Origin of the sequence: Sphingomicrobium arenosum (assembly GCF_026157085.1) — a bacterium.
Lineage (GTDB): Bacteria > Pseudomonadota > Alphaproteobacteria > Sphingomonadales > Sphingomonadaceae > Sphingomicrobium > Sphingomicrobium arenosum.
This window is the reverse complement of record NZ_JANPVN010000001.1, coordinates 992,241-1,018,818: the sequence shown is the minus strand read 5'-3', so window position 1 is coordinate 1,018,818 and position 26,578 is coordinate 992,241. Positions and strand designations below refer to the sequence as shown.

The 26,578-nt window shown below is 66.6% G+C and carries 27 protein-coding genes; 9 read left to right on the top strand and 18 right to left on the bottom strand.

The features are described from left to right. The first annotated feature begins 54 nt into the window (after positions 1–54). Positions 55–2,577, top strand: a complete 2,523-nt coding sequence (gene topA / locus NUW51_RS04880; RefSeq protein WP_265587931.1) for a type I DNA topoisomerase — start codon at positions 55–57, stop codon at positions 2,575–2,577. 67 nt (positions 2,578–2,644) lie between these two features. On the opposite strand, the gene NUW51_RS04875 is transcribed toward topA, so the two are convergent. The 7 genes from NUW51_RS04875 to NUW51_RS04845 form a co-directional block, all read right to left on the bottom strand. Next, positions 2,645–3,412, bottom strand: a complete 768-nt coding sequence (locus tag NUW51_RS04875) for a HesA/MoeB/ThiF family protein (protein WP_265563266.1) — start codon at positions 3,410–3,412, stop codon at positions 2,645–2,647. Next, positions 3,409–3,852 carry a dUTP diphosphatase gene (gene dut / locus NUW51_RS04870; protein WP_265563264.1) on the bottom strand — a complete coding sequence of 148 codons (444 nt, stop codon included), beginning with the start codon at positions 3,850–3,852 and terminating at the stop codon, positions 3,409–3,411. Before dut ends, NUW51_RS04875 begins: the two co-directional genes overlap by 4 nt. Beyond that, positions 3,849–5,042 carry a bifunctional phosphopantothenoylcysteine decarboxylase/phosphopantothenate--cysteine ligase CoaBC gene (coaBC, locus tag NUW51_RS04865; protein WP_265563261.1) on the bottom strand — a complete coding sequence of 398 codons (1,194 nt, stop codon included), beginning with the start codon at positions 5,040–5,042 and terminating at the stop codon, positions 3,849–3,851. Before coaBC ends, dut begins: the two co-directional genes overlap by 4 nt. A gap of 164 nt (positions 5,043–5,206) precedes the next feature. Further along, positions 5,207–5,632: a hypothetical protein gene (locus NUW51_RS04860; RefSeq protein WP_265563259.1), complete on the bottom strand. Its 426-nt coding sequence runs from the start codon at positions 5,630–5,632 to the stop codon at positions 5,207–5,209. 3 nt (positions 5,633–5,635) lie between these two features. After that, positions 5,636–6,118 (bottom strand): hypothetical protein, encoded by a 483-nt coding sequence (locus NUW51_RS04855; RefSeq protein WP_265563257.1) that lies wholly within the window; start codon positions 6,116–6,118, stop codon positions 5,636–5,638. Positions 6,119–6,121: 3 nt separating this feature from the next. Further along, positions 6,122–7,654, bottom strand: coding sequence for a 2-polyprenylphenol 6-hydroxylase (gene ubiB / locus NUW51_RS04850; RefSeq protein WP_265563255.1), 1,533 nt, complete (start codon positions 7,652–7,654; stop codon positions 6,122–6,124). After that, positions 7,654–8,385: a class I SAM-dependent methyltransferase gene (locus NUW51_RS04845; RefSeq protein ID WP_265563252.1), complete on the bottom strand. Its 732-nt coding sequence runs from the start codon at positions 8,383–8,385 to the stop codon at positions 7,654–7,656. The genes ubiB and NUW51_RS04845 overlap by 1 nt, the downstream gene beginning before the upstream one ends. Positions 8,386–8,458: 73 nt before the next feature. On the opposite strand from NUW51_RS04845, the gene mutM reads away from it, so the two are divergent. The 3 genes from mutM (at position 8,459) to dnaA (ending at position 11,477) form a co-directional block, all read left to right on the top strand. Beyond that, the gene (gene mutM, locus NUW51_RS04840; RefSeq protein ID WP_265563251.1) at positions 8,459–9,271 is read left to right on the top strand and encodes a bifunctional DNA-formamidopyrimidine glycosylase/DNA-(apurinic or apyrimidinic site) lyase; all 813 of its coding nucleotides are present in this window, start codon (positions 8,459–8,461) and stop codon (positions 9,269–9,271) included. 108 nt (positions 9,272–9,379) lie between these two features. Next, positions 9,380–9,643 (top strand): 30S ribosomal protein S20, encoded by a 264-nt coding sequence (gene rpsT / locus NUW51_RS04835; protein WP_265563249.1) that lies wholly within the window; start codon positions 9,380–9,382, stop codon positions 9,641–9,643. Positions 9,644–10,103: 460 nt separating this feature from the next. Beyond that, a complete protein-coding gene (gene dnaA / locus NUW51_RS04830) occupies positions 10,104–11,477 on the top strand; it encodes a chromosomal replication initiator protein DnaA (RefSeq protein WP_265563247.1) in 1,374 nt (457 codons plus the stop codon). 88 nt (positions 11,478–11,565) lie between these two features. Here the strand turns inward: dnaA and NUW51_RS04825 are convergent, their stop codons facing one another. The 4 genes from NUW51_RS04825 to secB all read right to left on the bottom strand — a co-directional run bounded on the left by NUW51_RS04825 (position 11,566) and on the right by secB (position 15,462). Next, the gene (locus tag NUW51_RS04825; protein WP_265563244.1) at positions 11,566–12,252 is read right to left on the bottom strand and encodes a DUF4136 domain-containing protein; all 687 of its coding nucleotides are present in this window, start codon (positions 12,250–12,252) and stop codon (positions 11,566–11,568) included. A gap of 112 nt (positions 12,253–12,364) precedes the next feature. Continuing rightward, positions 12,365–13,366, bottom strand: a complete 1,002-nt coding sequence (trpS, locus tag NUW51_RS04820; RefSeq protein ID WP_265563242.1) for a tryptophan--tRNA ligase — start codon at positions 13,364–13,366, stop codon at positions 12,365–12,367. A 2-nt stretch (positions 13,367–13,368) separates the two neighbouring features. Next, a complete protein-coding gene (gene murJ, locus NUW51_RS04815) occupies positions 13,369–14,940 on the bottom strand; it encodes a murein biosynthesis integral membrane protein MurJ (protein WP_265563241.1) in 1,572 nt (523 codons plus the stop codon). Between the two features lie 18 nt (positions 14,941–14,958). Then, positions 14,959–15,462: a protein-export chaperone SecB gene (gene secB / locus NUW51_RS04810; protein ID WP_265587930.1), complete on the bottom strand. Its 504-nt coding sequence runs from the start codon at positions 15,460–15,462 to the stop codon at positions 14,959–14,961. A 334-nt stretch (positions 15,463–15,796) separates the two neighbouring features. Here secB and NUW51_RS04805 point away from each other — a divergent pair, with 334 nt between their 5' ends. The 4 genes from NUW51_RS04805 to NUW51_RS04790 all read left to right on the top strand — a co-directional run bounded on the left by NUW51_RS04805 (position 15,797) and on the right by NUW51_RS04790 (position 19,999). After that, positions 15,797–16,447 carry a Tim44/TimA family putative adaptor protein gene (locus NUW51_RS04805; RefSeq protein ID WP_265563239.1) on the top strand — a complete coding sequence of 217 codons (651 nt, stop codon included), beginning with the start codon at positions 15,797–15,799 and terminating at the stop codon, positions 16,445–16,447. After that, positions 16,444–17,622 carry a murein transglycosylase A gene (gene mltA / locus NUW51_RS04800; protein ID WP_265563237.1) on the top strand — a complete coding sequence of 393 codons (1,179 nt, stop codon included), beginning with the start codon at positions 16,444–16,446 and terminating at the stop codon, positions 17,620–17,622. The genes NUW51_RS04805 and mltA overlap by 4 nt, the downstream gene beginning before the upstream one ends. Next, a complete protein-coding gene (locus NUW51_RS04795; protein WP_322597076.1) occupies positions 17,603–18,190 on the top strand; it encodes a Smr/MutS family protein in 588 nt (195 codons plus the stop codon). Before mltA ends, NUW51_RS04795 begins: the two co-directional genes overlap by 20 nt. A 99-nt stretch (positions 18,191–18,289) precedes the next feature. Next, positions 18,290–19,999 (top strand): putative bifunctional diguanylate cyclase/phosphodiesterase, encoded by a 1,710-nt coding sequence (locus NUW51_RS04790; RefSeq protein ID WP_265563233.1) that lies wholly within the window; start codon positions 18,290–18,292, stop codon positions 19,997–19,999. A gap of 4 nt (positions 20,000–20,003) precedes the next feature. Here the strand turns inward: NUW51_RS04790 and dapE are convergent, their stop codons facing one another. Together dapE and NUW51_RS04780 are read right to left on the bottom strand one after the other, a co-directional pair. Next, complete coding sequence (dapE, locus tag NUW51_RS04785) at positions 20,004–21,131, bottom strand: succinyl-diaminopimelate desuccinylase (RefSeq protein ID WP_265563231.1); 1,128 nt, start codon at positions 21,129–21,131, stop codon at positions 20,004–20,006. Beyond that, a complete protein-coding gene (locus tag NUW51_RS04780; protein ID WP_265563229.1) occupies positions 21,128–21,787 on the bottom strand; it encodes a glutathione S-transferase family protein in 660 nt (219 codons plus the stop codon). The genes dapE and NUW51_RS04780 overlap by 4 nt, the downstream gene beginning before the upstream one ends. Before the next feature lie 93 nt (positions 21,788–21,880). On the opposite strand from NUW51_RS04780, the gene NUW51_RS04775 reads away from it, so the two are divergent. Further along, entirely contained in the window at positions 21,881–23,470 is a 1,590-nt protein-coding gene (locus tag NUW51_RS04775) for a glycosyltransferase family 39 protein (RefSeq protein ID WP_265563227.1), read from the top strand. A gap of 6 nt (positions 23,471–23,476) precedes the next feature. Here the strand turns inward: NUW51_RS04775 and yihA are convergent, their stop codons facing one another. Genes yihA through rpmH form a run of 5 tightly spaced genes read right to left on the bottom strand, consistent with a single transcriptional unit; the run spans position 23,477 to position 26,557 of the window. Further along, positions 23,477–24,103: a ribosome biogenesis GTP-binding protein YihA/YsxC gene (gene yihA, locus NUW51_RS04770; RefSeq protein WP_265563225.1), complete on the bottom strand. Its 627-nt coding sequence runs from the start codon at positions 24,101–24,103 to the stop codon at positions 23,477–23,479. Next, positions 24,100–25,866 carry a membrane protein insertase YidC gene (yidC, locus tag NUW51_RS04765; protein ID WP_265563223.1) on the bottom strand — a complete coding sequence of 589 codons (1,767 nt, stop codon included), beginning with the start codon at positions 25,864–25,866 and terminating at the stop codon, positions 24,100–24,102. The genes yihA and yidC overlap by 4 nt, the downstream gene beginning before the upstream one ends. A gap of 18 nt (positions 25,867–25,884) precedes the next feature. Next, positions 25,885–26,097: a membrane protein insertion efficiency factor YidD gene (yidD, locus tag NUW51_RS04760; RefSeq protein WP_265563221.1), complete on the bottom strand. Its 213-nt coding sequence runs from the start codon at positions 26,095–26,097 to the stop codon at positions 25,885–25,887. After that, complete coding sequence (rnpA, locus tag NUW51_RS04755; protein ID WP_265587929.1) at positions 26,094–26,414, bottom strand: ribonuclease P protein component; 321 nt, start codon at positions 26,412–26,414, stop codon at positions 26,094–26,096. Before rnpA ends, yidD begins: the two co-directional genes overlap by 4 nt. 8 nt (positions 26,415–26,422) lie before the next feature. Beyond that, entirely contained in the window at positions 26,423–26,557 is a 135-nt protein-coding gene (rpmH, locus tag NUW51_RS04750; protein WP_244383234.1) for a 50S ribosomal protein L34, read from the bottom strand. Positions 26,558–26,578: the final 21 nt, after the last annotated feature.

The window sequence follows — 26,578 nt, the reverse complement described above, 5'->3', positions numbered from 1 at the left end:
CACATGGCCTGCGACACCATCGCGCGTACGTGAAGCATCGGGGAAGTGAGGCCAGTGAAGCTCGTCATCGTCGAATCGCCCGCCAAGGCGAAAACCATCGAGAAATATCTGGGGCCGGGGCACAAGGTGCTCGCATCCTACGGCCATGTGCGCGACCTGCCCGCCAAGGACGGATCGGTCGAGCCCGATGACGGCTTTGCCATGAAATGGGCGGCGAGCGCGGACAAGACCAAGCAACTGAAGGCGATTACCGACGCAGCCAAGGAGGCGGAGACGCTCATCCTCGCGACCGACCCTGATCGCGAGGGCGAGGCGATCAGCTGGCACGTGCAGGAAGTGCTGACCAAGAGGAAAGCGCTGCCCGCCGACACCAAGCGCGTGACCTTCAACCAGATCACCAAGAGCGCGGTGACCGAGGCGATGGCGAGCCCGCGCGATCTCGATACCGACCTCATCGACGCCTATCTGGCGCGCCGCGCGCTCGACTATCTCGTCGGCTTCACCTTGTCGCCGATCCTTTGGCGCAAGCTGCCGGGCGCGCGTTCGGCGGGGCGCGTACAGTCGGTGGCGCTCCGCCTCATCGTCGACCGCGAACGCGAGATCGAGGTGTTCGAACCGCGCGAATATTGGCAGCTCGGCGCGGTCTTCGAACAGGAAGGCACGCCATTTGAATCGCGCCTCGTCAACCTCGACGGCAAGAAGATCGACCGGCTGACGATCGGCAACAAGGGCGATGCCGATGCCGCCAAGGCGGTCATCGAGGCGGGCAATTTCACCGTGGAGAGCGTCGAACAGAAGCCGCTGACGCGCAACCCGCCGCCGCCCTTCACGACCTCGACACTGCAGCAGGAAGCCGCGCGCAAGCTGGGCTATTCGGCCAGCCACACGATGAGCCTCGCGCAAGGGCTCTACGAGGCGGGCGCGATCACCTACATGCGTACCGACGGCGTCACCATGGCGGGCGAGGCGCTCGCCGGCGCGCGCCATGCCATCGCCGACCGCTATGATGCGGGATACCTCCCCGACAAGCCGCGACAGTACAAGTCCAAGCAGAAAAATGCGCAGGAAGCGCACGAGGCGATCCGGCCGACCAATTTCCGCAAGGATCGTGCGGGCTCTGGCGATGCGGCCAAGCTCTACACGCTGATCTACAACCGCGCGCTGGCGAGCCAGATGGCGGCGGCGCGATTGGAGCGCACGACGGTCGAACTGTCGGATGGTGCGGGGCGCGCGACGCTGCGCGCCACCGGGCAGGTCGTGAAATTCCCAGGCTATCTCGCGCTTTACGAGGAAGGCCGCGACGATGCGGCCGACGAGGAAGCAGGCAAGATGCCGCTGCTGCGCGAGGGCGATGCGCCGATGAAGCGCGAGGTCACCTCGACCCAGCATTTCACCCAGCCGCCGCCGCGCTTCTCCGAAGCCAGCCTCGTCAAGCGACTGGAGGAGCTCGGCATCGGGCGTCCGTCGACCTATGCCGCGACGCTCCAGACGCTGAAGGACCGCGACTATGTCCGGCTCGAGCAGAAGCGGTTCGTGCCCGAGGATTCGGGGCGGCTCGTCACCGCGTTCCTCGAGCGCTTTTTCGATCGCTATGTGAGCTACGACTATACCGCCAGCCTCGAGGAAGAGCTCGACGACGTGTCGGGCGGGCGCATGGCGTGGCAGTCGATGCTCGAGGCCTTCTGGCGCGACTTCAAGCCCAAGGCGGGCGAGGTGATGGAGCAGAAGCCGTCGGACATCACGGCGGCGCTCGATGAATTTCTCGAACCTTATCTGTTCCCGGCCAAGGATGATGGGACCGACCCGCGAGCTTGTCCCAAGGACGGCGGCCAGCTCTCATTGCGTGGCGGCAAGTTCGGGGCGTTCATCGCCTGTGCCAACTATCCCGAATGCAATTACACCCGTCCCTTCGGGCTGCGCGGCGAGGCCGCCAATGACGGGCCGCAGGAGCTGGGCGAGGGGATCGAGCTGAAGACCGGGCGCTTCGGGCCCTATCTCGAACAGGAAGTCGACGGCGAGAAGAAGCGGGCGTCCATCCCAAAGGATGTCGACCGGTCGACGCTCGACCTGGTGATGGCGAAGAAGCTGCTCTCGCTTCCTCGCGAGATCGGAGACCATCCCGAGACGGGCAAGCCGATCTCGGCCTCGATCGGGCGCTACGGACCTTATCTGCTCCACGACGGCAATTATGCGCGGTTGAAGAGCACCGAGGAGGTGTTCGAGACGGGCATGAATGCGGCAGTGGCAAAGCTTGCCGAGGCGGCGGCGCAGAAGGGCCAGCGCGGTGGACGCCAGAGCCGCGAGCCGATTGCGGTGCTCGGCAAGCATCCCACCAATGAGGCCGAGGTGAAGGTGATGGACGGACGTTATGGCCCCTATGTCACCGACGGCACGACCAATGCGACGCTGCCCAAGGGCACCGAGCCCAAGGACGTGAGCCTCGAGCAGGCGGTGCAGCTGATCGACGAGCGGGCAGCGAAGGGGCCGGCGAAGAAGAAGCGCAAGGCGCCGGCCAAGAAGAAGGCCGCGCCCAAGAAGAAGGCTGCGGCGAAGAAGCCGGCGGCGAAGAAAAGCTGATCTGAGAAAGAGCTTGGGAGGGTGGGGGTTGCCCCTCTCCCAACCCTCTCCCCTGAAGGGGAGAGGGCTATTTGAGGGCGCAGGCCTTGCAGCTTGGGTCGGCGGGGATGTTGATCTGGCGCCAGGCGTTGGTCGTGCCTTCGTAGAGGTGGAGGTGGCCCGCGCCTTCATCGCCGATCTGGCAGATGAGGCGGATGGCCATGAGGGCGGCCATGTTGCCGATCATGCCGGTCAAAGCGCCGACCACGCCGGTTTCGGCGCAGGTGTCGCAATCTTGCGTGTCGAAGGCGTCGCCGACGAAGCAGCGGTAGCAGGGCTGGCCGCGCCACAGGCCGAGCTGGCCCTGGAGCTGCTGCGCGGCGGCGCTGATGAGGGGCATGCCGAGCGCCACGCAGGTGTCGCTGACGAGGAGGCGGGTGGCGAAATTGTCGGTGCCGTCGATGACGAGGTCGTGATCGCCGAGGAGATCGCGGACGTTGTCCACGGTGACCTTGACGCCGTGGGCGTCGATGTGGACATGCGGGTTTCGCGCCTCGGCGAAGCGGCGGGCGAGGGGCGCCTTGCCCGCGCCGACATCGGCGGTGGTGAAAAGCCACTGGCGCTGGAGGTTGGACAGGCTGACGGCGTCGTCATCGACGAGCGTGATGCGGCCGATGCCCGCGCCGACCAGCGCGGGGAGGACGCCCGAGCCGATGCCGCCAGCGCCGATGACGGCGATGCGGGCTTTCTTGAGGCGCTTTTGCCCGACGCCGCCGACCGTGGGGAGCACGATGTGGCGGGCGTAGCGGTCGAGTTCGTCGTCGCTCAGGCGATCGGGGTCGTCGAACAGGCTCACTTGGTGCCGGTGCTCCCGAAGCCGCCATGGCCGCGTTCCGTGTCGTCGAGCTCTTCGACCTCGACGAAGCTCGCCTGCGTGACGGCGGCGGGGACGATCTGGGCGACGCGCATGCCGCGTTCGATGACGAAATCCTCTGCGCCGTGGTTGATGAGGAGGATTTTCAATTCGCCGCGATAGTCGCTGTCAATCGTGCCGGGGGTATTGGGGACGGTCACGCCATGCTTGAAGGCGAGGCCCGACCGGGGGCGGACCTGGATCTCGTAGCCCTCGGGAATCGCGACGCGGAAACCGGTGGCGACGGCGTGGCGGCCGCCGGGGGGGATGGTGACGTCTTCGGCGGACTGCACGTCCATGCCCGCGGCGCCCGGCGTGGCGTAGCAGGGCAGCGGCAGGCCTTCGCCATGGGGAAGGCGGGCAAGCTGGATCGAGATGGTCATGACAGTTCCTGTGATATGCGGTCGATGAGATGACGGGCGGCGGCATCCTTGGAGCCTTCGTCCCAGTGCTCGACGCCGGTGGCGGTGACGAGGTGGAGGCGGTTGTTCTCGCCGCCCATGACGTCTCCGGAGACGTCGTTGGCGAGGATCCAGTCGGCCTTCTTGCGTTCCCGCTTGGCGGTGGCGTTGTCGATCACGTCGTTCGTCTCGGCGGCAAAGCCGACGAGGAGGGCGGGTCGGTTGGGATGCTCGCCGAGGTCGGCGAGGATGTCGGGGTTGGGGGCGAATTTCAGCTCTGGTGCACCCTTGCCCTTTTTCAGCTTCTGCGTGGCGGCGCCCTCGACGCGCCAGTCGGCGACGGCGGCGACCATGATCGCGGCGTCGGCGGGCAGCGCGGTCATGACCGCATCGCGCATCTGGACAGCGGTCTCGACGTCGATGCGGGCAACGCCCGGCGGCGTGGGCAGGCAGACGGGGCCCGCGACGAGGGTGACGCGCGCACCGGCGGCGGCGGCGGCGCGGGCGATGGCGAAGCCCTGCTTGCCCGAGGAGCGGTTGGCGATGACGCGGACGGGGTCGATCGGCTCGTGGGTCGGGCCGGCGGTGACAAGGATGTGCTTGCCCGCCAGCGGACCAGCCTTGCCGAAGGGCGAGGCGCTCGGTGCTTGCAGAGGCAGGGCAGCGAGGATGGCCTCGGGGTCGGGGAGGCGGCCGGGGCCATATTCGCCGCAGGCCATGGCGCCTTCGTCGGGGTCGAGAACGGTGATGCCGTCGGCGCGCAGCTGGGCGACATTGCGCTGGGTGGCGGGGTGCTGCCACATTTTTACGTTCATCGCGGGGGCGATGGTGACGGGCTTGTCGGTGGCGAGCAGCAGCGTGGTGGCGAGATTGTCGGCGATCCCTGCGGCCATCTTGGCGATCATGTCGGCGGTGGCGGGGCAGACGAGGACATGGTCGGCGGCGCGGGAGAGTTGGATATGGCCCATCTCGGCCTCGTCCTTCAAATCCCACAGGCTGGTGTAGACGGGGCTTTCGGCCAATGCGGCAAGGCTCATCGGCGTGACGAAATGCGCGCCGCCCTCGGTCAGCACGGGGGTGACGTCGTGGCCCATCTTGCGGGCATGGCGGATCAGTTCGGCGGCCTTGTAGGCGGCGATTCCCCCGCCGATGATGAGCAGCAAACGGGCCATGTCAGTGAATGTCCCTGTAGGACAAAATCCCCTCTGCAAGTTGAGAAAGTTGACGGTGGGTCGCCCCCTCGTGCGGGACCTCGCAACGGGTGGTCATGGCGGGGAGATGGGGCGTGTTGTGCTGAGTCGCGGGCATGGCGGGCAGGGTGACGGGTGAAATCCTATTAGGAAAGGTCTGTCTGCGGAATCGCGCGGGGCGGGTGCGGCGGGCAGACCAAGCGGAAGACGAGCGCGGCCGCGGCGCCGCCTGCCATCCCCGAGACGATGATCGCGAGGAGTTCGCCGGTCGTGGGTTCGGGATTGTCGAACATCATCAGCCCGGTGAGCGCGCCGCCCGCGACCGCGCCGACCACGCCCCAGACCCATGGTCGCGCGACGGCGGGGCGGACCTCGGAGAGGATGAGCATGATGATGCCCGCGACGATGCTGGGGGCCAAAGCGATATAGAGGCCGAAGAACCAGGCGAGCGGCGAGAAGGCGAGCTCGGCGGCGCTGCTCTCGCTCTCGGCGACGGCGAGGGCGAGCAGGAAGGCGATGGTGCCGCCGATCGAGGCGAGGAAGGCGGCGAGGAAGAAGCGGAGGATGCGCATGGTTCAGCCACGCTCCTTTTGCAGCTGTCGTTTCTCTTCGGCGCGGGCGATCATGTCGCGGGCGAGGGAGGAGGGCCTCATAGGGGCGCCGGAATCGCGCGCGCCGGGCATGGGCGCGGCGAAGCGGAAGGTGAAGCCAGCGAGGCAGCCTGCCATCGCGCCGATCCAGCCGTCGCGCGAGATGAAGTCCGCGAAGCTGACGCCTGGGCTGATGGCGGCGAGAAAGCAGCCTAACGCCGTTCCGACGGCGGCCCAGCGATACGGGTCCTGCCAGCGCGGCGCGATGACGCTGGCGACCATCATCGCGATCCCGCCGATAAGGGTGGGCCCGAGACCGCTCATCATCGCGCCCAAAAGGTCGGAAGCGATGTCGAGCGGGTCGAGGACGCCGGACGTGGGCGCCGCGAGGAGCTGAAGCGACCGGAAGGTCGCCGCACCGACGAAGGCACTGGCCAGCCCGGCTAGGGCGAAGCGACGCGACTTCATCGGTTAGAGCAGCGCCACCAGCGCCGCGCCCGCGCTGCCCGCGATCAGCGCGGTGAGGAGATAGCCGCCCCAGCGGGGGCGCTCGATCAGCCGGACTTCGGGCAAGGGCGGCATCGGCGGGGCGCCGCCCGGTTCGGGATAGGTGGCGTCGATCTTGTCGATGAGATGCGGGAGCTTCTGGAAGGCGCGGCGGATCATGGTGAGCCGGTCGGCGATGAGCGCCTCGGGGCCGAGTTCGCTGCGGATCCATTCGCGCAGGAAGGGTTCGGCGGCCTCCCACATGTTGATGTCGGGATCGAGGCTGACGACCACGCCTTCTTCCATCACCATCGTCTTTTGGAGGAGGAGGAGGTGGGGCTGGGTCGCCATGTCGAAATCGCGGGTGATCGAGAAAAGGCCCTCGAGCATCCGGCCGATGGAGATGTCCTTGACCGGCAGGCCGCGAATGGGTTCGCCGACGGCGCGAAGTGCGGTGGCGAATTCGTCGACGCTGTGGTGGGCGGGGACATATTGCGCCTCGAAATGGATTTCGGCGACGCGTTTGTAATTGCCGGTGATGAGGCCGTAGAGGATCTCGGCGAGCCACAGGCGGGCCTGGCGGTCGATGCGGCCCATGATGCCGAAATCGACGGCGGCGAGCTGGCCATTGTCTAGGGCGATGAGATTGCCCTGGTGGAGGTCGGCGTGGAAGAAGCCGTCGACCACGGCTTGGCGCAGGAAGGCGCGAACGAGGATTTGGCTCAATGCGTGGAGGTCGTGGCCCTTGGCGACCAGTTCCGATTTCTTGGTGAGCTTGGTGCCGTCGAGCCATTCCATGGTGAGGACGCGGCGCGCGGTGCGGCGCCAGTCGATCTCCGGGATGTAGAAGCCCGGTTCGGCGACCATATTCTCGCGCAGTTCGGACGCCGAGGCGGCCTCGCGCTGGAGGTCGAGTTCGCGGTTGGTCCACTGGCGGAAATGGGCGATGACCTGGCGCGGCCTGAGGCGCTGCGTTTCATCGCCGCCATAGCCTTCGAGCTGGGCGGCGGCCCATTCGTAGGTCTCGAGCGCTTCGGCAAAGGCGTCCTCGATGCCGGGGCGAAGGACCTTGACCGCGACGGTCTGGCCATCGGTGGTGACGGCCTTGTGGACCTGCGCGATCGAGGCGGCGCCGACGGGCGTTTCGGCAAAATCCGAGAAGAGGCGGTCGAGCGGGGCGCCCAACGCCTTTTCGACGGCGGGGACGATGACGCTGATCGGGGCGGGCGGGAGATTGTCCTGGAGCGAGAGGAGGTTGTCGGCCGCTTCCTCGCCGACGAGGTCGGGACGGGTGGCGAGCGCCTGACCGAGCTTGATCGCGGCGGGGCCGATCTCCTGGAGCGCGGCGGCATAGTCGGGTTGCTCGGGCTGCTTGAGGCCGAAACGGGCGAGCCTGAGCAGCCGCTTCATGTTGGGCGGGGTCAGCGGATCGTTCTCGATCCCCCGCAAGGCGCCGTGACGGGCGAGCGTTCGGCCCCAGCGCAGGAGCCGGGAAATATGCGTGATGGTGCCTGCCACTAGAGCTTCCACCCCCAGTGGATCGCGACGAGCCCGCCGAGAATGGGGGTGTGGCCGGTCTGGGCGAAGCCTGCATCGGCGATCATCGATTCGAAGGCGGCCATGCGCGGGAAGCGGCGGATCGATTCGACGAGATATTGGTAGCTGTCGCGGTCCTGCGCGACGATCTCGCCGATGCGCGGGATGAGATGTTCGGCATAGGCTTCATAGGCATTGCCGAAGCCGGGCCATTCGCTGGTCGAGAATTCGAGGCAGTAGAAGCGGCCGCCGCGCTTCAGGACGCGGTGCGCTTCCTTGAGGGCGGCGGGAATGTCGGTGACGTTCCGGATGCCGAAGGCGATGGTGTAGGCGTCGAAGGTGGAGTCTTCTAGGCCGAGGGTTTCGGCATTTTCGACCCGCCAGCGAAGCCCGTCGAGGCCGCGCTTCTTGGCGCGCTCGCGCCCGACGTCGAGCATATGTTCGTTGATGTCGGCGACGGTCACCTCGGCGCCGCGCTTGGCCATGCGGAAGGCGATGTCGCCGGTGCCGCCCGCCATGTCGAGGATCGCCTCGCCCTTGCGTGGGGCGACCTTGGCGACGAAGCGGTCCTTCCACAGGCGGTGCATGCCGCCGCTCATGAGGTCGTTCATGATGTCGTAGCGCGCGGCGACAGAAGCGAAGACGCCGTGGACGCGCTGGGTTTTCTCTTCGGGGGCGACCTGTTCGTCGCCGAAATAGACGGGATCCTGCATAGCCCCGGCCCTAGCAGGGGTTGAGGGCAGGGGGAACGGGTCTTAAGCGCCGTCTTCATGCGAGGATGCGACCATGCCTGAATTGCCCGAGGTGGAGACGACCGTGCGGGGGCTGGCGCCCGTGCTGGAGGGTGAGCGGATCGCGCGGGTCGAGGTGCGGCGCGCGGACATGCGCAAGCCTTTTCCGGAAGGGTTGGGGCAGCGGCTGACGGGGGCGCGGGTGACGCGGCTGTGGCGGCGGGCAAAATATGGGCTGATCGATACGGATCGCGGCGACACGATGATCTTCCATCTCGGCATGTCGGGGAGCTGGCGGGTCGATCCCGAGGACATCGGCAAGCACGACCATTTGGTGATCGAGACGGGGGCGGGGCGGCGGCTGGCGCTCAATGATCCGCGACGGTTCGGATTCGTCGACCTCGAGCCGACCGAGGGCCTCGAGGATTATGAGGGGTTCGTCGGCATGGGGCCCGAACCCTTGCCGAGCGTGGATGCGGCGGCGCTGAAAGCGCGGCTGGCGGGCAAGGCGACGGCGATCAAGCTGGCGCTGCTCGACCAGCGGGTGATCGCGGGGCTGGGCAATATCTATGTGTGCGAGGCGCTGTGGCGCAGTCGGATCGCGCCGGGGCGCAAGGCGGGGGGAATCGGCGCGGGGCGACTGGAGATGTTGGCGCAGGCCATCCCGGCGGTGCTCGAGGAGGCGATCGCGGCGGGGGGCTCGAGCTTGCGCGACTATGCGCAGCCCAATGGCGAACTGGGTTATTTCTCCAAGAGCTTCGATGTCTACGGGCGCGAGGGCGAGCCGTGCCGGCGCGGGTGCGGGACGGTGCGGCGCCGCGTGCAGGGCGGTCGCTCGACCTTTTATTGCCCCACCTGCCAGCGCTGACACGCTTGACGGACGGGGGCGTGTTGGGTAAGGGGACGCCCATGCCGGTGCAGGCCGTTTGTGGCTCGCACCGATTTTCTTTTCAAACGAACGAGTTGAGGTCCATCCATGGCGAATTCGCCGCAGGCACGTAAGCGCATCCGTCGCAACAACCGTCGCGCCGAAATCAACGGTGCGCGCGTCAGCCGCATCCGCACCTTCATCAAGGCTGTCGAAGCCGCGATCGAAGGCGGCAAGCAGGAGGAGGCGCAGACCGCGCTTCGCAACGCACAGCCCGAAATCGCGCGCGGCGTCGCCAAGGGCGTGATGCACAAGAACACCGCGGCCCGTAAGATGAGCCGCCTGTCGAAGCGCGTCGCCGCGCTCGGCTAAAGACTGGTCGAACCGTTTCGGGACAGTCCGGTCCCGTTAAGAACGGCTTTACCACAAATTCGCAACGGACCGTCGGGAGACCCCCGGCGGTCCGTTTCATTTTGGCGACATAAAAAGCCTAGGCTTTCCAATGATTCGCATCCCGACCCTTTCGGGTCCGGATCGACTATCGGCGGAAAAGTGCCAAATTTTTGATTTTTCGCGGCTTTGCGCTGTCAATAGACTTTATTTCATCGAAATGAAAAAACGGGTCTTGAACGCGGCCCGGATCGGGTTTTACAACAGTCTCTCCGGCGGCGATTCCGCCCCCGGGGGGCAAGGTAGAGACGGTAGCCACGGGCACGGGGCGCGGTAGCGCGATTCCGGGCAACAGAGCCTCTTTGCCAAATGCAAGACCAGTTCGGGGAGGCGCAAGCTAGTGCAAGGCGAAGGTGAAGCTATGCGTCCGCAAGGCGACGGGATGGGCACGGAAGCCCCGCTCGAGGCCGCGTGGAAAAGCATTCGCGACAATCTTCGCAAGGACCTTGGCGCGCGCACCTTCGATGGGTGGATCAAGCCCGCCGAACTGGGGCAGTTCGATCCCGAATCGGGCGCGCTCGATATCCTCCTCCCCTCGCAGTTCATGGCCGACTGGGTGAAGTCGCATTTCGGCGACCGGATTCGACTCGCCTGGCGCCATACGCTGCCGCTGGTGCGCGAAGTCAGCCTGATCCCGGCCGAAGGCGCGCCGCGCCCGAGCCCCATGCTGATCCTCGAGGAAGCGTCCGCCTCAACGGCGCCCGCGCCGACCCCCGCCGCGCCAGCGCATCCGCGTCCCAATTTCGACAATCGCTACGATTTCGACCATTTCGTCATCGGTAAGGCCAATGAGGTCGCCGCGACTGCTGCAAAGACGCTGGCGAGCAGCGACACGGTCGTATTCAACCCGCTGTTCATCCATGGCGGCACGGGGCGCGGCAAGACGCACCTGCTCCACGCCATCGGGCAGGCCTTCCTCGAGAAGAACCCCGATGCGCTGGTCGTCAGCATGTCGGCGGAAAAGTTCATGGTCGAATTCGTCCGCGCGCTGCGCGAGAATGACACCATCGCCTTCAAGCAGCAGCTGCGCTCGGCCGACCTGCTGCTGGTCGACGACGTGCAGTTCATCGCGGGCAAGGAATCGACGCAGGAAGAATTCTTCCACACGATGAACGAGATCATCACCGCGGGTCGCCGCCTGGTGATCACGAGCGATCGCGCACCACAGGACCTGGACGGCATCGAGCCGCGCATCCTGTCGCGCCTGTCGTGGGGCCTCGTCGCCGACATCAACGCGGCCGATTACGAGCTGCGGTACAATATCCTGCGCTCCAAGCTCGATGGACTGCCGGGCGTCGACATGCCCGAAGCGGTGGTCGAGTTCCTCGCGCGGCGCATCACCAACTCGATCCGCGAACTGGAAGGCGCGCTCAACCGCATCGCGGCTTATGCGATGATGACCGGCCGCGCCATCGACGTGCCGTTCGTGGAAGAGGTGCTGGCCAATGTGCTGCGCGCCAACCAGCGCCGCATCTCGATCGACGAGATCCAAACCAAGGTCGCCGCGCATTTCTCGATCCGCAAGGCCGAAATGACCTCCGCGAGACGCGCCCGCGAAGTCGCCCGACCGAGGCAGGTCGCCATGTACCTGTCCAAGCAGCTGACGCCCAAGTCGCTGCCCGATATCGGACGGCGCTTCGGCGGGCGCGACCACACGACCGTGATCCACGCCGTCAAGCGCATCGAATCGCTTCGTGCCGCCGATGCGGAACTCGATGCCGACATCAGGCTTTTGACAAGGCAGCTCGAAAACTAGGGTCGTCCCCCTTGTTTCGGTCAAAGAAAAGCCCGCGTGGATTGGTCTCCGCGCGGGCTTTTCAACGATTTGGGGAAGAGCGCGAGCCTTAGCGGCGCTCGTCCTCGGGGCGAACGGTGATCTTGACCGTCTCGCCATTGCGGCCCGGGAAGTCGGTGAACATCGCTTCGATGAGATTGGGCACGAGGGTGCCGAGATCATCGGTGCGGCTGCGCGCCTTGGCGGTGCCTTCGAAGATCGCCTGATTGTCGGCGGCGCGGCGAATGTCGACTTCGAGGGTCGAGCGATATTCGGTGTAGCTGCGCACGTCGCGGCCATACCAGAAGGGATCGTCCCAGCCCCAGGAGTAACCCATGCGCGGACCCCAGTAGCGGTGGCGCGCATAGCGGTAGCGGTAGCTCAGCGGGACGTAGCCGACGCCGAACCCGACGCGGAACGGCGAGCCGTAGGCGCCATAGGGGCTGTAACCCGAGGAGCGGACGCGCTCGCGGCCGTTGTCGACGCCATAGCCGACCTCGACGAGCATGGTCGCCGAGGCGGGGTCGGCGGCCTGGACATAGCCTTCCTCGCGCATCTCCTCGGCGATCATCGCCGCATAACGCGAGAATTCGAGGCCGCCCGCGTCGGCTTCGTTCATCGGGATGACGGCGAAGGTCTCGCCGGTCGGGGCGGGCATGGCCTGGAAGCGGCTCACCTGCGTCGGAAGCCCCGTCGCACAGCCCGCCAGACCAAGGAGCGCGACGCTGGCAGCGGTCGCTTTGAGAAATTTACGCATGGCACATGCTTCCTTGGGTTCGAAGATAACTGGCATGCTTATAGCACATCGGGGCGTGAACCGGTCATGAAGCATTAGAGTCGGCTGGCCGACGCAAAATTAACGTGTCTTATCAGCGGCGTAGGCCCAATGCGCGATAGGCTTTCTCAAGCGTGGGCTGGGCCGCCTCGCGCGCCTTTGCAGCGCCGGCGTCGAGCACCGAGTCGAGGTGGGCGCGGTCGCCGCGCAGCGCCTCGAGCCGGTCGCGAATGGGGGCGAGGCGCGCGACGAGGGCATCGGCGAGCGCGGGCTTGAAGGCGCCGAAGCCCTGACCGGCATGGTCGGCGAGGACGGCATCCTCGCTGCGCCCAGTGACGGCGGCCATGATGCCGACGAGATTGCGCGCCTCGGGGCGCTCGTCGAGGGCGTCGAGCGTGTCGGGCAGTGGCTCGGGGTCGGTGCGCGCCTTCTTGATCTTGGTGCGGATGGTGTCGTCGTCGTCGATGAGGTTGATGCGGCTCATGTCCGAGGGATCGGACTTCGACATCTTGTTCGAGGCGTCGCGCAGGCTCATCACGCGCGCGGCGCGGCCGGTGCCGATATAGGGGGCGGGCGCGGTGAACAGCTCTTCGCCGACGCGGTGGTTGAACGCATCGGCGATGTCGCGCGCCAGTTCGATATGCTGCTTCTGATCCTCGCCCACGGGGACGTGGGTGGCCTGGTAGAGCATGACGTCGGCGGCCTGGAGGACGGGGTAGCTGTAGAGGCCGACGCTGGCCTTTTCGCGGTTCTTGCCCGACTTTGCCTTGAACTGCGTCATGCGCGACAGCCAGCCCATGCGCGCGATGCAGCCGAGCATCCATTGCAGTTCGGCATGGGCGGGCACGTCGCTGTGGGCGAACAGGACCGACCTGTCGGGATCGACGCCCGAGGCGAGTAGCGCGGCGGTCATGTCATAGACATTGTCGCGCAAGGCGGCGGGGTCGGTGTCGACGGTGATGGCGTGTAGGTCGGCGAGGAAGAAGAAACGGCTCGCCTCGGCCTCTTCCTGCATCTCGACCCAACGCAGGATGGCGCCGAGGAGATTGCCGAGATGGAGGCTGCCGGTGGGCTGGATGCCCGAGACGATACGCATGACTATTGGGCTTCCTTGAACTTGGATTTGCCGAGGAGGAGGAGGATGTCGGCCTTGTCCATTGCGCCGATGATCCAGGCGAGGACGAGATAGGCGCCGCCACCCGCGCCGCAGGTGACGAGCAGCGCCAGGGTGCGGCGGCCCGCGCCGGCGGCGAACCAGTCGGCGAAGACCATGGTCGAGAGGAGATAGAGGATGGCGGCCATGACCGCGGCGCACAGCAATTGCTTCAAGAGGCGCGTGACGAGCCAGGGCTCGAGGCTGAAATGGCCGCGGCGGTGGAGGAGGATGTAGAGCGTGAGCGCATTGACCCAGGCGGCGATGGCGGTGCCGATGGGCAGGATGACGATGCCGACGCGGTCGATGAAGCCGAACCAGATGGCGGCGGCGAGCGCGAGGGTCGCCATGGTGATGATCGCGGGGGTCTTCATGTCCTTGCGGGCGAAGAATCCGGGGGCGAGTATCTTGATCATGACGTAGGCGGGCAGGCCGAGCACCATGTAGGACAGCACCCGGCCCGAGGTGGCGGCATCGGCCTCGGAGAAGCGGCCGCCTTCGAACAGGGTGGTCATGATGGGGCCCGCGATGACGATGAGCGCGATGGTCGCGGGCAGGGTGAGGAGCATGGCGAGCTCGGTCGCGCGGCTTTGCACGTTCGATGCCTGCTTGGCCTCGGCGGCGCCGATATGGCGGCTGATCGCGGGGAGGATGGCGACGCCGATGGCCGAGCCGATGAGCGCCAGCGGGAGCTGGTTCAACCTGTCGGCTTGGCTGAGGTAGACGAGGCTGCCGTCGGGCAGGCGGGTGGCGAATTTCAGGTAGAAGAGCTGGCTGATGTAATAGCCGCCCGCCGCGATGGTGGCGGGGACCATGAGCTTGAGCAGTTCCTTGACCCGCGGGGTCATCCTGGGGGGCAGGAGCTTGAGCTTGAGGCCCGCGTGGCGCGTGGCGATGACGAGGGTGGCGAGCTGGATGACGCCGCCCGCGATGACGCCCCACGCCATGGCGCGCGCGGTGACGAGGCCGCCGTCGTCGAACAGCAGCAGCGCGCCGACGAGCGCCACGTTGAGGAGCGCGGGCGCGAAGGCGGCGACGGCGAAGCGCGACAGCGAGTTCAAGATGCCGCTGAACAGCGAGACCAGCGCGATGAAGATGAGATAGGGGAAGGTGATCCGGGTGAGATCGACGGCCTGCCCAAAGAGTACGGGATCCTCGCGCCAGCTTTCATCGGCGATGAAGGCGACGACCGCCGGCATGGCGACGACGAAAATCGCGGTGATGAGGATGAGCGCGGGGAGGAAGACCGCCTGCACCTCCTCGGCGAAGCGCTTGGCATCGTCGAGATTGCCGTCCTTCCCGACAAGGCGCGCGAACAAGGGCACGAAACCCTGGCTGAAGGCGCCCTCGCCGAGAAGGCGACGGAGCTGGTTGGGGATAGTGAACGCGAAGACGAAAAGATCCGCTGCCGCGGACGCGCCCATGACCCGCGAAAAGACCATTTCGCGCACGAAGCCGAGAATGCGGCTGACCAGCGTCAGCCCGCCGATCGTGCCCCCGGCCTTGACGAGGTTCATGGGCGTATCGTCTCGCGCTTAGGCGTCGGCGGTCGGCGCGGGGGCGCCTTCGCCCGACACGCCGCCCGTTGCCATGCCGCCACCCTGCTGGGCGCGCGCGGCGGCCATGCGCTGCATGAAGATCGCGCCGAAGTCGATCGGCTCGAGCAGCAGCGGCTGGAAGCCGGCATTGGCGGTCGCCTCGGCGATCACCTGGCGCGCGAAGGGGAAGATGAGGCGCGGGGCCTCGACGAGCAGCAGCGGCTGCAGCTGTTCGACCGGGATGTTGCGCGCGCCGAAGACGCCGGCATAGGTGAGGTCGACGACGAACTGGGTGCCCTCGTCGGCCTTGGCCGACGCTTCGATCTTGAGGATAACTTCGTGCACGTCCTCGCCGACCGCGACGACGTCGATGTTGAAGCCGAGGTCGATCTTGGGCTTGGAGGGATATTGGAAGCTCTTGGGCGCATTGGGATTTTCGACCGACAAATCCTTCACATATTGCGCGAGATTGGCGAACTGGGGCGCCTTGTCGGGATCCATGCCCTGCTGGCCGGCAGCAGCAGCCGCGGCGGCGGCGGCATTGGCCTCGGCGAGCGGATCGGTCGCCGGGGTTTCAGGGGTGTCGGTGCTGGGCTTGTCGTCGGCCATGATATTAGCGGTCTTCCTAACGGGCTGGGTGGGGGCGAACCCTCGCGGTCGCCCCTTGTCACATCTGGTTTGCGCGCCTAGCAGTCCGGGGGATGCGACGCAACGCGCCTTTCATGCGTTGACCATGACGCTTTGCCTTTGAAAGCCCCGGTTAACACCCCTATGTTAGGGTGGACTGGAGCGCCGCCATCTGGCCGAGCGCCGAACAGAAATTGGGAAACTCATCTTGACCGCACTTGTCATCCTCGCCCTCGTCGCCCTGTTTATCGGGCTGCGCCTGTTCAGCGTGCTGGGCGAACGCACCGGCCATGAACAGCCGCTGGTGAAGGCGCCCGAGACCGAACCCAAGGCCAGCGGGCTGATGCCCGAGCCCGACCTTGCCGGTGCTTCTGCTAGCGATGATGACGCGATGAACTATGTCCCGCTGGCGGGGCCGGGCGTGCGCGCGCTGCTCGCCGCCGATCCCGGCTTCGACGTGGCGCGCTTCCTCGACGGGGCGAAGGGCGCCTATCGGATGATCCTCGAGAAATTCTGGCAGGGCGACCTTGAGAGCGTGGAAGAATTCGTCGACGACAATGTGCTCGGCGCCTTCGGCGGCGCGGTCGAGGCGCGCAATGCGCAGGGCCTTACGCTGGACAACCGGCTGATCCACATCGACCATGCCACCATCGTGGCCGCCAATCTCGATCGCTCGATCGCCGGGCTGACGGTGCGCTTCGAAGCCGATATCGCGGCGGTGACGCGCGATGCGGAAGGCAATGTGGTCGCCGGGTCGATGGACGATGCGGTACAGACGCGCGACCGCTGGACCTTCCGCCGCGACGTGGCGTCGGCCGACCCCAATTGGATCCTCGTCGAGACCGACGAAGAGGCATGAGCCGCAAGAGCGTGGCGCGCTTCGCCGGAGCCTCGCTCGCCCTTCTGCTCGGCGCGTGCAGCGCGAGCCCGCCGGTGGCCGATGCGCCGCCGCCGGTGACGGCCCCGGCCGCGCCGATCGCCGATGTCGCCCCGCCCGCGACCGCCTTGGAAGCGGGAGTGCGCCTCGTTGCGGCCCTGACACCGCGCGGCGAGGAAGCGCAGCGCGCGCTGGGGGCCTTCATCACTTCCTGTCCCAAATTGCTGGCGCGCGAGGATGCGAGCCTGTTGACCGTTGCGAGCGACTGGGCGCCGCTGTGCGCCGAGGCGCGGACGCTCGCCCCGTCGAGCGCAGCGGCCTTTTTCGCGAGCCGCTTCGCCTGGGTCGAGGTGGGTGATGGCAGCGCCTTCGCGACCGGTTATTTCGAACCCGAAATCGCGGGGAGCCCGGTGCGCACGGCCGAATTTTCCTCGCCCGTGCTCGCGCTGCCCGACGACCTGACCCGCGCCGCGTTCAGCGATGGGTCGGGCGAGGGGCGCGGACGGGTCGATGAACAGGGCGACTTCGTGCGCTATTTCGATCGCGCCGCGATCGAGGCGGGGGCGCTGGAAGGGCGCGGGCTGGAACTGGCCTGGGCCGATCCGGTCGATCTCTTCTTCCTCCAGATCCAAGGCTCGGGGCGGCTCGTCATGCCGGGCGGCGAGGTGCTGCGCATCGGCTATGCCGGGCAGAACGGGCATGAATATGTCGCCATCGGACGGCTGCTGCGCGAGCGCGGGATCATGGAGAGCGGGACGATCACGCTCGACAGCCTGCAACATTACCTGCGCGCCGATCCGGTGCGGGGGCAGGCGCTGATGAACGAAAATCCGAGCTATGTCTTTTTCCGCACCTTGGACGATGCGGGGCCGCGCGGGGCGTTGGACGTGCCGGTCGTCGCGGTGGGCAGCGTGGCGGCGGACCCCAAGTTCGTGCCGCTGGGCGCGCCGGTCTGGCTCGACATGGACAATGACGCCGCCGACGGGCTGTGGGTCGCGCAGGATACGGGCGGGGCGATCAAGGGCGCCAATCGCTTCGACACCTTCTGGGGCGCCGGTGCGGCGGCCAAGCGGGTGGCGGGCGTGATGTCGTCCAATGGGCGCGCCCGGCTGTTGTTGCCGCGCGTGGCGGTTGACCGTGCGCTCGCTACGCCCTGAGGAAAAGGCGCTGTGGGCCAAGGTGGTGGCGAGTGTCGAGCCGCTGTCGCGCGAACCCCGCGCCCCTGAGGAGGCGGCCCGTCCTGCAAAGGCGCCGCCGCCCAAGATGCCGCCGCCCAAGGTCCCCCAGCCAAGCCCGGGCCAGCGCGCGCGTGCCGCCGCCGCCGTGCGCCGCGACCCGCCGTTAATCGTACCGCCGCCGACACGAACGCACCAACAGGCGACGCTCGACGGGGTATGGGACAAGAGGCTGCGGCAGGGCAAGTCGACCCCCGACCGAGTGATCGACCTGCATGGCCATAGCCTCGATGGCGCCTGGCACCGGATCGACCGCGGGATCGAGGCGGCGGTCGCGGCTGGCGACCGGCTGGTCCTGCTGATTACCGGCCATGCCCCCAAGGGAGAACCGCCCATCGCGCGCGGCAAGATCAGGGCGGCGGTCGAGGGCTGGCTGTCGGCCTCGCGTCATGCTGATGCGATCGCCGCCGTGCGGCCGGCCGCGCCGCGCCATGGCGGGCGAGGCGCGCTCTATCTCGTGCTGCGGCGGAGTCGGGGAGACGACAGATAAGGGTCGAAACGTGACTCTTTCTTAACCTTCCTGATTTAAATCAATGTCCGCTCGGAAGACGTGGCGCCATGCCCGGCGCCGCGACGAAGAGGGGGCAGGATGGCAATGATGGACAAGGCAAGGGCACAGAAATATGCCAATGCGCTGCTCTCCGGAGCGGCCGGTCTCGCCTCGTTCATCTTCAGCCTCGCGGCCCTCCTCTACCTCACCGAACTCGACGAAAAGATCGTCGCCAGCCTGGTGGCGGGCACCTTCTGCCTGCTCATTTGCTATATCGCGTCCGAGCGACCCAATTCGCAAAGCGCGCGCGCGCTGTCGGCGCTGGGCGACCGCTTGCTGGCGGTGGAAGAGGGCGACCTCACCAGCCCCGCGCCCGCGCTCGTCCAGAAGACGATGCCCGCCGTGGCGCAGGCGGTCGACAAATTGTTCGCCGAAGTGCGCGCCTCGATCGACAATGCCCATGCGCTGGGGATGTTCGATCCGGTGACCTCGTTGCCCAACCGGCTGCATTTCCGCGGCGAAGCGGACAAGCTGCTCGCGACCTGCGAGGGATCGTGCGCGATGCTGTTCGTCGACCTCGACCGTTTCAAGGCGGTCAACGACAGCCTCGGCCATGCGCGCGGCGACCAATTGCTGACGATGGTGGCCAATCGGCTGCGCATCGTCGTCACCGCCGATGTCGATCCGGGCAGCGGGCCGCGCCCGTTGGTGGCACGGCTGGCGGGCGATGAATTCACCATCTTCCTGTCGGGCGTCGAGCGCGAGCAGGTCTCGCGGGTGGCGCGGCGCGTCGGCACGGCGATCGCCGAGCCTTTCGAACTGCACGGCCATTCGATCGACATCGGCGCCTCGGTCGGGGTGGCGATGGCGCCCGAGCATGGGACCAGCGTCGAGGCACTGATGCGCGCGGCCGATATCGCCATGTACCAGGCCAAGGGGATGGGCGGCGGGCAGGTCGTGACCTTCTCCAACGCGCTGGCCAAGCGCCATGCGCACAAGATCGAGACCGAACGCGCGCTGACCGAAGCGCTCGAGCGGGGCGAATTCACGTTGGCGCTGCAGCCGCAGATGAGCCTGCGCACGGGCGAAGTGACGGGGGCCGAGGCGCTGCTGCGCTGGAACCACCCGCGCGGCAATGTGGCGCGGCCGTCCGATTTCATCGCCATCGCCGAAAGCTGCGGGGTGATTACCGACATCGGCGACTGGGTGGTGAGCGAGACCGCCGAAATCCTCGCCCATTGGCAGGAGCGCGGGCGCGCGCGGCGGGTGGCGATGAACGTGTCCCCGCGCCAGTTGGAGCGCGGCGACTTCTTTGCCCGGGTGCGCGAGGCGTTCGAGACGCGCGGCGTGCCGCTGAGCCTCGTCGAACTGGAGTTCACCGAGACGGCGGCGATGCGGTGCAGCGAGGAACAGATCGCGGCGATGGCGGCGCTCAGGACCGATGGCGCGACGATCGCGATCGACGATTTCGGCACGGGCTATTCGAATATCGCGCGGTTGCGCTCGATGCCGCTCGATCGGGTCAAGCTCGATCCCAGCATCGTGGTCGATATCGACCGGTCGGAAAAGGCGCGCAACATCGTCCAGTCGGTGATCACGCTGATCCATGCCGTGGGCGCCGACATCGTCGCCGAGGCGATCGAGAATGCGGCGCAGGCCGATATCCTTCGCACCATGGGGGCGCAGGTCGTGCAGGGCTTCGTCTTTGCCCCGCCGATGAGCGAGGAGGAATTCTTCACCTGGCTCGACAATGCCGAGACCCGCAAGGGACCGCGGCTCGTCGCCTCGGGCGGGGACAGCGTCGCCTGAGCAACTAGGCGAAGACTTTTTCGATGACCTTTTCGTAGATGCGGGCGAGCGCGCGGATGTCGTCGACGGCGGCGGCCTCGCCGACCTTGTGCATGGTCGCATTGGGCAGGCCGAAGTCGATCACCGGGCAAATCTCGATGAGGAAGCGGCCATCGGACGTGCCGCCCTTGGTCGACAGGTCGGTGTCGATCCCGGTCTCGTCCTTGATGGCGGCGACGACGACGTCGTAAAGCTCGCCCGGCGGGGTGAGGAAGCTTTCGCCCGAGACGCGAGTGGTGACCTTGGCGTCGGGCTCGATGGCGTGGACGCGGTCGCTCAATGCATCGGCGAGCTCGGCGCCCTTGTGCAGGCTGGTGAAGCGGATGTTCAGTTGCGCCGTGGCGGCGCCGGGGATGACGTTGGACGCATCGGTCGGTGTCTTCAGCGCAACGAATTCGAGATTGGAGGGCTGGAAGGCCTCGTTGCCATTGTCGATCACCCAGCTGTCCAGATCGGCGATGATGCGGGCGAGCGCGGGGATCGGATTGTCGGCGAGATGGGGGTAGGCGACATGGCCCTGGTGGCCGGGCATCTCGATCCACACGTTCAAGGAACCGCGGCGGCCGATCTTGACCGTGTCGCCCAAGGTGTCGACCGAGGTGGGTTCGCCGATGAGGCACATGTCGGGGCGCACGTCATGCTCTTTCAGCCAGTCGACGATGCGCGGCGTGCCATAGGTGGCATAGCCTTCTTCGTCGCCCGTGATGAGGAGCGACTGGGTGCCCTTGTCGGGGAGCCTGGCGGCGAAGGCGGCGACGAAGGCGGCGATGGCGCTCTTCATGTCGCAGGCGCCGCGGCCATAGAGGATGCCGTTTTCGATGACGGGGGTGTAGGGATCGTGCGCCCAACCCTCGCCCGCGGGGACGACGTCGAGATGGCCGGCGAAGGCGAAGTGGGTGCCGGGCACGCCGGTATCGCGGATGGCGACCATATTCTCGGTCGGCCCGTCGGGCGCTTCGCCCAGCACGAAGCGGTGGCAGGTGAAGCCCAGCGGCGCGAGCGCCTTTTCAAGCACGTCGAACACCTCGCCCTTGGCGGGGGTGACCGATTTGACGGCGATGAGGTCGGCGGCAAGCTGTACGGGGTCGATCACGGTTTCTCCGGTTCGTAGGCGGTGATTTCCCACGGCTCTTCCTGCGCCAGCTCGATCCACTCGACGACATGGGCGTGGTGGAGGACGGCGCTGGCATATTGGGCCGCGAAGGGAGGCAAAGGGACCTTGTAGGTGATGAAGCGGGTGATGACGGGCGCGAACATCATGTCGACCGCGCTCCAGTCGCCGAAGAGATAGTCGCCATCGCCGGTGCGCCGGGCGCGTGCCTGCGCCCACAGGTTAAGGAGGCGGTTCACTTCCTCGATCTCGTCGGGCGAGAGGATATGGTCCTTGACGCGCTTGCGCACGTTCATCGGCATCTCGCGGCGGATGGCAGGAAAGCCCGCGTGCATCTCGGCGGCCATCGAACGGGCCATGCCGCGACGCTCGGGGTCCTCGGGCCAGAAGCGATAGTCGGAGCGCTCGGCGCAGGTCTCGATGATGGCGAGGCTGTCCCAGATGATGGTGTCGCCGTCCCACAGGATCGGGACCTTGCCGCCCGAGGCCTGGAATTCATTGCCGGCCCGCGCCTTTTCCCATTCCTCGTTGAACATGGGCACGACCAGTTCCTCGAAGTCGAGGCCGGAGGCCTTCAAGGCGAGCCAGGCGCGCATCGACCAGGAGGAATAAGCGCGGTTGCCAATGATCAGCTTCATGAAATAGGCCTTGGGCTCGCGAGGGAAAAAGGGCTCGATCCGGCGCATCGCGCATGATCGGGTACAAAACAAGGGGCAGGGGGCAAGGGTTTCGTGGCGGCGACAAAACAACAGGACGGATGGTGGGGCGTCCCGGCACATTGGTGGCTGGGCGCGATCCTTCTGTTGGGGACGGGGTTGCGGATCGCGGTCGTGGCCCGAGAGCCCCTGTGGGGCGATGAAGCGCTCAGCCTGGTCATCGCCAATTTTTCTTATGTCCAGTTGATGTTCGCGCCGGTCGATCCAACGCCCGGGCTCTACTACGTGATCCAGAAGGCGCTGCTGGGAGCAGGATATGAGCCGTGGATCGTTCGCTTGCCGAGCCTTGTCGCCGGGATCGCGACGATCGGAGCGGCCTTTTGGCTCGGACGCGCGGCCTGCGATGCGCGTGCGGGATTGTGGTGCGCCTTGTTCGTCGCGCTGTTTCCCGATCTCATCGACTATAGCGTGGAAGCGCGGGCCTATGCGTTGCTGATCCTGTTGTTCACGCTGGCGGCAGCGGCGGCGCTGTTGGCATTTCCAGCTCAAGGGAAGGTGCGGGCAGGGCGGTTATTGTGGGCCGGTGGGTTCGCCGTGCTGGCGGTCTATACGCATGTCACGGCTTGGTTCGCGCTGGCGCCGCTTGGAGCGGTAGTGCTCGTCAGACTGTGGCAGTCCCGCGCGGTTCCGGTGTGGCAGATCGGCGGGGCGCTGCTCGTAGGGGCGGGGCTCGTCGCGCCCGAGCTTTGGCGCGCCTTTCATTATGCGCAATCGGGCGGGTTCAACTGGCTTGCTCAGCCGACGGCGCTCGGGTTCGCCGACCTCGTCAGTCGCATGATCGGTCCGGGGCCTGCCAACGTCGCCCCCAATCGGCTCGGGACGCTGGTGCCCGATTGGCCGACCTATCTGAAGATTGTCTGGGCAAGTCATGTGCTCTTGCTGCTGGGCCTTATCTGGATTCGCGTAAAGCTGCCCAAGACGGGGCCGCATGCGATGAGTTCGCTCGCCGTGCCGCTGTTGATCTGCTGGCTCATCGTCTATCCGCTCGGCCTTTACCTGTTCGGTCTCGTCACGCCGCTGATCTTGCCACGAACGCTGCTGCCGATGCTCGTCGGACTGTCGCTGGGGGTTTCGCTATTCGTTCGGCAAACGGGGAGCTGGAAGTTCGGGCTCGCCGCGCTAGCCTTCGTGGCGAGCGAGATGCTGCTCTTCGGCGTGGGGCGGCCCAAGCCCGAATGGGAACGTGCGGTCGCGCTGGTCGAGGCCGAGCAACCAAGCGACGGGGTGGTCATCTGTTCGCACTGGACGGCAGGATCGTTCATCTATGAGCGATTGCGCGGCGATCCGCCGCCCTTGGCGGTAGGTGCGGTGCTGGGTCGCTATCCGTTACAGGCGATCGATGGCGAACTGCCGTTCGAGCGGGCGCACGAGGGTTTCTGGCGCAACGTGTACGCACTGCGCGTGCCTGGGATCGAGCGCCCGGCGCAATTGCCTCTATTCGACCCGGCAGGCATCAAGGACGCGGTGCTGATCGATTTCCACTGCGAAGGCGCGGAGCGCGCGGCATTCGACCAATGGTTTCCCGAAGCCAGCCGTGAACGGCTCGACTACATACCGGCGGGCCCCGATTACGCCCCGATGACGGTCAGCCGGTTTCGTCGATAGCGCAGACTAAGCCTCTGCCGCCGCGAGGATGGCGGTGCGCAGCTTGGCGATGCCCATGCCTTTTTCCGAGCTGGTGACGTGGATGTCGGGGTGGGCGGCGGGGTGCTTGCGCGCTTCGGCGGTGACCGCCTCCAAGGTCGCGTCCAGTTCGGACTTCTTGATCTTGTCGGCCTTGGTCAGGACGAGATTGTAATTGACCGCCGCGCCGTCGAGCATCTTCATCACCTCGCGGTCGACATCCTTGATGCCGCGCCGCGAATCGATGAGGACCAGCGCGCGCTTCAGGGTGGTGCGGCCGCGCAGGTAATCGTTGATGAGGTGGCGCCATTGCTGGACCACCTTCACCGGGGCCTTGGCGAAACCGTAGCCGGGCATGTCGACGAGCCGGATCTCGACGGGATCGCCCGCCTCGAAATAGTTCAATTCCTGCGTACGCCCCGGGGTGACCGAGGCGCGCGCGAGCTTCTTGCGCCCGGTGAGGGCGTTCAAGAGGCTCGACTTGCCGACGTTGGAGCGGCCCGCGAAGGCGATCTCGGGCGCGCCCGCGTCGGGCAGGAAATGCAGCGCGGGCGCCGAGAGCAGGAACTCGACCTTGCCGGTCAGGAGCTTGCGGGCGCGTTCCTCGAGGCTCATCCGCCGGTCCTCGTCACGCCCGCCTTGGCGCCGTCCTTTTCAAGGTCGTACTTGTGGTAGAGATATTTCTGCTGCGCGATGGTGAGGATGTTGGAGACCACCCAGTAGAGCTGGAGGCCCGCCGCGAAGGGCGCCATCACGAACATCAGGATCCACGGCATGATGCCGAACACCTGCTTCTGGACGGGGTCCATGGGCGCGGGGTTGAGCTTGAACTGGAGCCACATGGTGATCCCGAGAAGGATCGGCAGGACGCCGATGGCGATCATCGAGGGCGGGGTGAAGGGCAGCAGGCCGAACAGGTTGACGGGCGTCAGCGGATCGGGCGCCGACAGGTCGGTGAGCCACAAGGCGAAGGGTTGGTGGCGCATTTCGACGCTGACCAGCAGCACCTTGTAGAGCGCGTAGAAGATGGGGATCTGCAGGAAGATCGGCAGGCAGCCCGCGGCGGGGTTGAGCTTTTCCTCCTGGTAGAGCTTGAGCATCTCCTGCTGGAGTCGCTGCTTGTCGTCCTTGTAGCGTTCCTGCAGCGCCTTCATCTTTGGCTGGATACGGCGCATGCCGGCCATCGAGCGGAACTGCTTGTTGGCGAGCGGATAGAGGACGAAGCGCACCAGCACGGTCATCAGGATGATGGCGACGCCGAAGTTGCCGGTCTGCTGGAACAGGAAGCGCAGCAGGTCGAAGATCGGGCGCATGAACCATTCGAACCAGCCCCAGTCGATGGACTTGGAGAGCTTGGGAATGCCCGCGGCCTCGTAGCTGTCTAGCAGGCCCTTTTCCTTGGCGCCCGCATAGAGGCGCGCGCTGAAGGTCGAGGCCTGGTTGGGCTGGAGGATGACGGGGGCGCCGATATAATCGGTCTGGAAGGCGCCCGAGGCCGACTGGCGCATGGTGGCGGTGACCTGGCTGCCCTGGTCGGGGACGAGCGCGGTGAGCCAATATTTGTCGGTGAAGCCGAGCCAGCCGCCGGTGGTGGTGCGACGTTCGCCAGCGGGGCCGGCCTCTTCGAGTTCGTCATAGCCGACGTCATAGTCGGCGGCATCGTCGAACACGCCCATCGGGCCGACGTGGACGGTCCAGAAGCTTTTGTCGGTCGAGCGCTCGGCGCGGCTGGCCAGCGCATAGGGGCGGATGGCGACGGCATTGCCCGAACGGTTCTCGACGCGCTGGTCGATGGTGAAGAGGTAATTGTCATCGACCGAGATGGTCTGGATGAAGGTCTGGCCAGTCTCGTTGGACCAGGTCAGGGTGACCGGCTGATCGGGGGTCAGCGTATCGCCGTCGGCGGTCCAGACGGTGTCGGTGCCGGGCACCTCGACGCCGTCGCCGGTCCAGCCATATTGCGCGAAATAGGCGCTGTCCGAGCCGGCGGGCGAGAGGAGGCGGACCTCTTCCTCGCCGTCGAGTTCGGTGCGGTGGCGCTTGAGCATGAGGTCATCGAAGCGCGCGCCGGTGAGGTTGATCGAGCCGTCGACCGAAGGGGTGTCGATGGCGATGCGGCCGCCGTCGGCGATGATGTCGTCGGCGGGGCGCGGCGCGGCGGGCTCGGCGGCGGCGGGGGCCTGCGTGGGCAGGGCGTCCTCGCCGGGGACCGGGGTGGCGAGCGGGCCGGCATCGGGGATGTCGTTGGGGCTCGCCTCGACAATCGAGACGTCATCCTCGGTCGAGGTCGGGAAGTAGCGGTCGCCGAGGAAGGACCAGCCGATGAGGACGAGGGCGCTCAGCACGATGGCGAGCAGCATGTTGCGATTGTCGTTCACGAGGTTCTTCCGTTGTTTCTACGGGACCGGATCATGACCCTGTCCCCCCCAGGGGTGGCAGCGCGAGATTCGCTTGGCGGCGAGCCAACTGCCCTTGATGGCTCCATAGCGCTTCCAGGCGGTGATCGCATAGGCCGAACAGCTGGGCTGGAAACGGCAGGTCGGCGGGAGGATCCGCGAGGGGCCCTTTTGCCAGCCACGGGCGATCAGGATGAGCGCTTTCGAGATCATCGCGCGGCGGCCTGTTTCAGCGCCGATTCGAGCTCGGCCCCGAGCTTGTCCCAGTCGCGTTCGACGCCGCGGGCGCGAGCGATGATGACATGGTCGGCGCCGGGCTTTCCCAGATGCGGCAACGCCGCCCGAGCGAGTTCGCGCAGGCGGCGTTTCATCCGGTTGCGGGTGACCGCATTGCCGACCTTCTTCGAGACGGTGTAGCCGACGCGGATCGCGTCACTGCCGTCGCGCCGGTCATGGACCAGCAGCACGAAGCCGGGCAACGCGACCCGCTTGCCCGCATTGGCGGCAAGGAAGTCGCGGCGGGCCCGGATCGTCTGAATCAGGCGCTGAGCTTCTTGCGGCCCTTGGCGCGGCGACGCGCCAGGATCTTGCGACCGCTGGCGTCGGCCATGCGGGTGCGGAACCCGTGACGACGCTTGCGGACGAGATTGGAGGGCTGGAAAGTGCGCTTCATCGCTCATATCCCGATGTTGAG

Coding starts and splice junctions, on each gene's coding strand:
- dut (WP_265563264.1), bottom strand. CDS start 3,852: ATGACCATCTCGATCCAGCTTGCCCGCCTTCCCCATGGCGAAGGCCTG.
- coaBC (WP_265563261.1), bottom strand. CDS start 5,042: ATGGCCCGTTTGCTGCTCATCATCGGCGGGGGAATCGCCGCCTACAAG.
- NUW51_RS04860 (WP_265563259.1), bottom strand. CDS start 5,632: ATGCGCATCCTCCGCTTCTTCCTCGCCGCCTTCCTCGCCTCGATCGGC.
- NUW51_RS04855 (WP_265563257.1), bottom strand. CDS start 6,118: ATGAAGTCGCGTCGCTTCGCCCTAGCCGGGCTGGCCAGTGCCTTCGTC.
- NUW51_RS04845 (WP_265563252.1), bottom strand. CDS start 8,385: ATGCAGGATCCCGTCTATTTCGGCGACGAACAGGTCGCCCCCGAAGAG.
- mutM (WP_265563251.1), top strand. CDS start 8,459: ATGCCTGAATTGCCCGAGGTGGAGACGACCGTGCGGGGGCTGGCGCCC.
- rpsT (WP_265563249.1), top strand. CDS start 9,380: ATGGCGAATTCGCCGCAGGCACGTAAGCGCATCCGTCGCAACAACCGT.
- dnaA (WP_265563247.1), top strand. CDS start 10,104: ATGGGCACGGAAGCCCCGCTCGAGGCCGCGTGGAAAAGCATTCGCGAC.
- NUW51_RS04825 (WP_265563244.1), bottom strand. CDS start 12,252: ATGCGTAAATTTCTCAAAGCGACCGCTGCCAGCGTCGCGCTCCTTGGT.
- trpS (WP_265563242.1), bottom strand. CDS start 13,366: ATGCGTATCGTCTCGGGCATCCAGCCCACCGGCAGCCTCCATCTCGGC.
- murJ (WP_265563241.1), bottom strand. CDS start 14,940: ATGAACCTCGTCAAGGCCGGGGGCACGATCGGCGGGCTGACGCTGGTC.
- secB (WP_265587930.1), bottom strand. CDS start 15,462: ATGGATCCCGACAAGGCGCCCCAGTTCGCCAATCTCGCGCAATATGTG.
- mltA (WP_265563237.1), top strand. CDS start 16,444: ATGAGCCGCAAGAGCGTGGCGCGCTTCGCCGGAGCCTCGCTCGCCCTT.
- NUW51_RS04790 (WP_265563233.1), top strand. CDS start 18,290: ATGGCAATGATGGACAAGGCAAGGGCACAGAAATATGCCAATGCGCTG.
- NUW51_RS04780 (WP_265563229.1), bottom strand. CDS start 21,787: ATGAAGCTGATCATTGGCAACCGCGCTTATTCCTCCTGGTCGATGCGC.
- yihA (WP_265563225.1), bottom strand. CDS start 24,103: ATGAGCCTCGAGGAACGCGCCCGCAAGCTCCTGACCGGCAAGGTCGAG.
- yidD (WP_265563221.1), bottom strand. CDS start 26,097: ATGATCTCGAAAGCGCTCATCCTGATCGCCCGTGGCTGGCAAAAGGGC.
- rpmH (WP_244383234.1), bottom strand. CDS start 26,557: ATGAAGCGCACTTTCCAGCCCTCCAATCTCGTCCGCAAGCGTCGTCAC.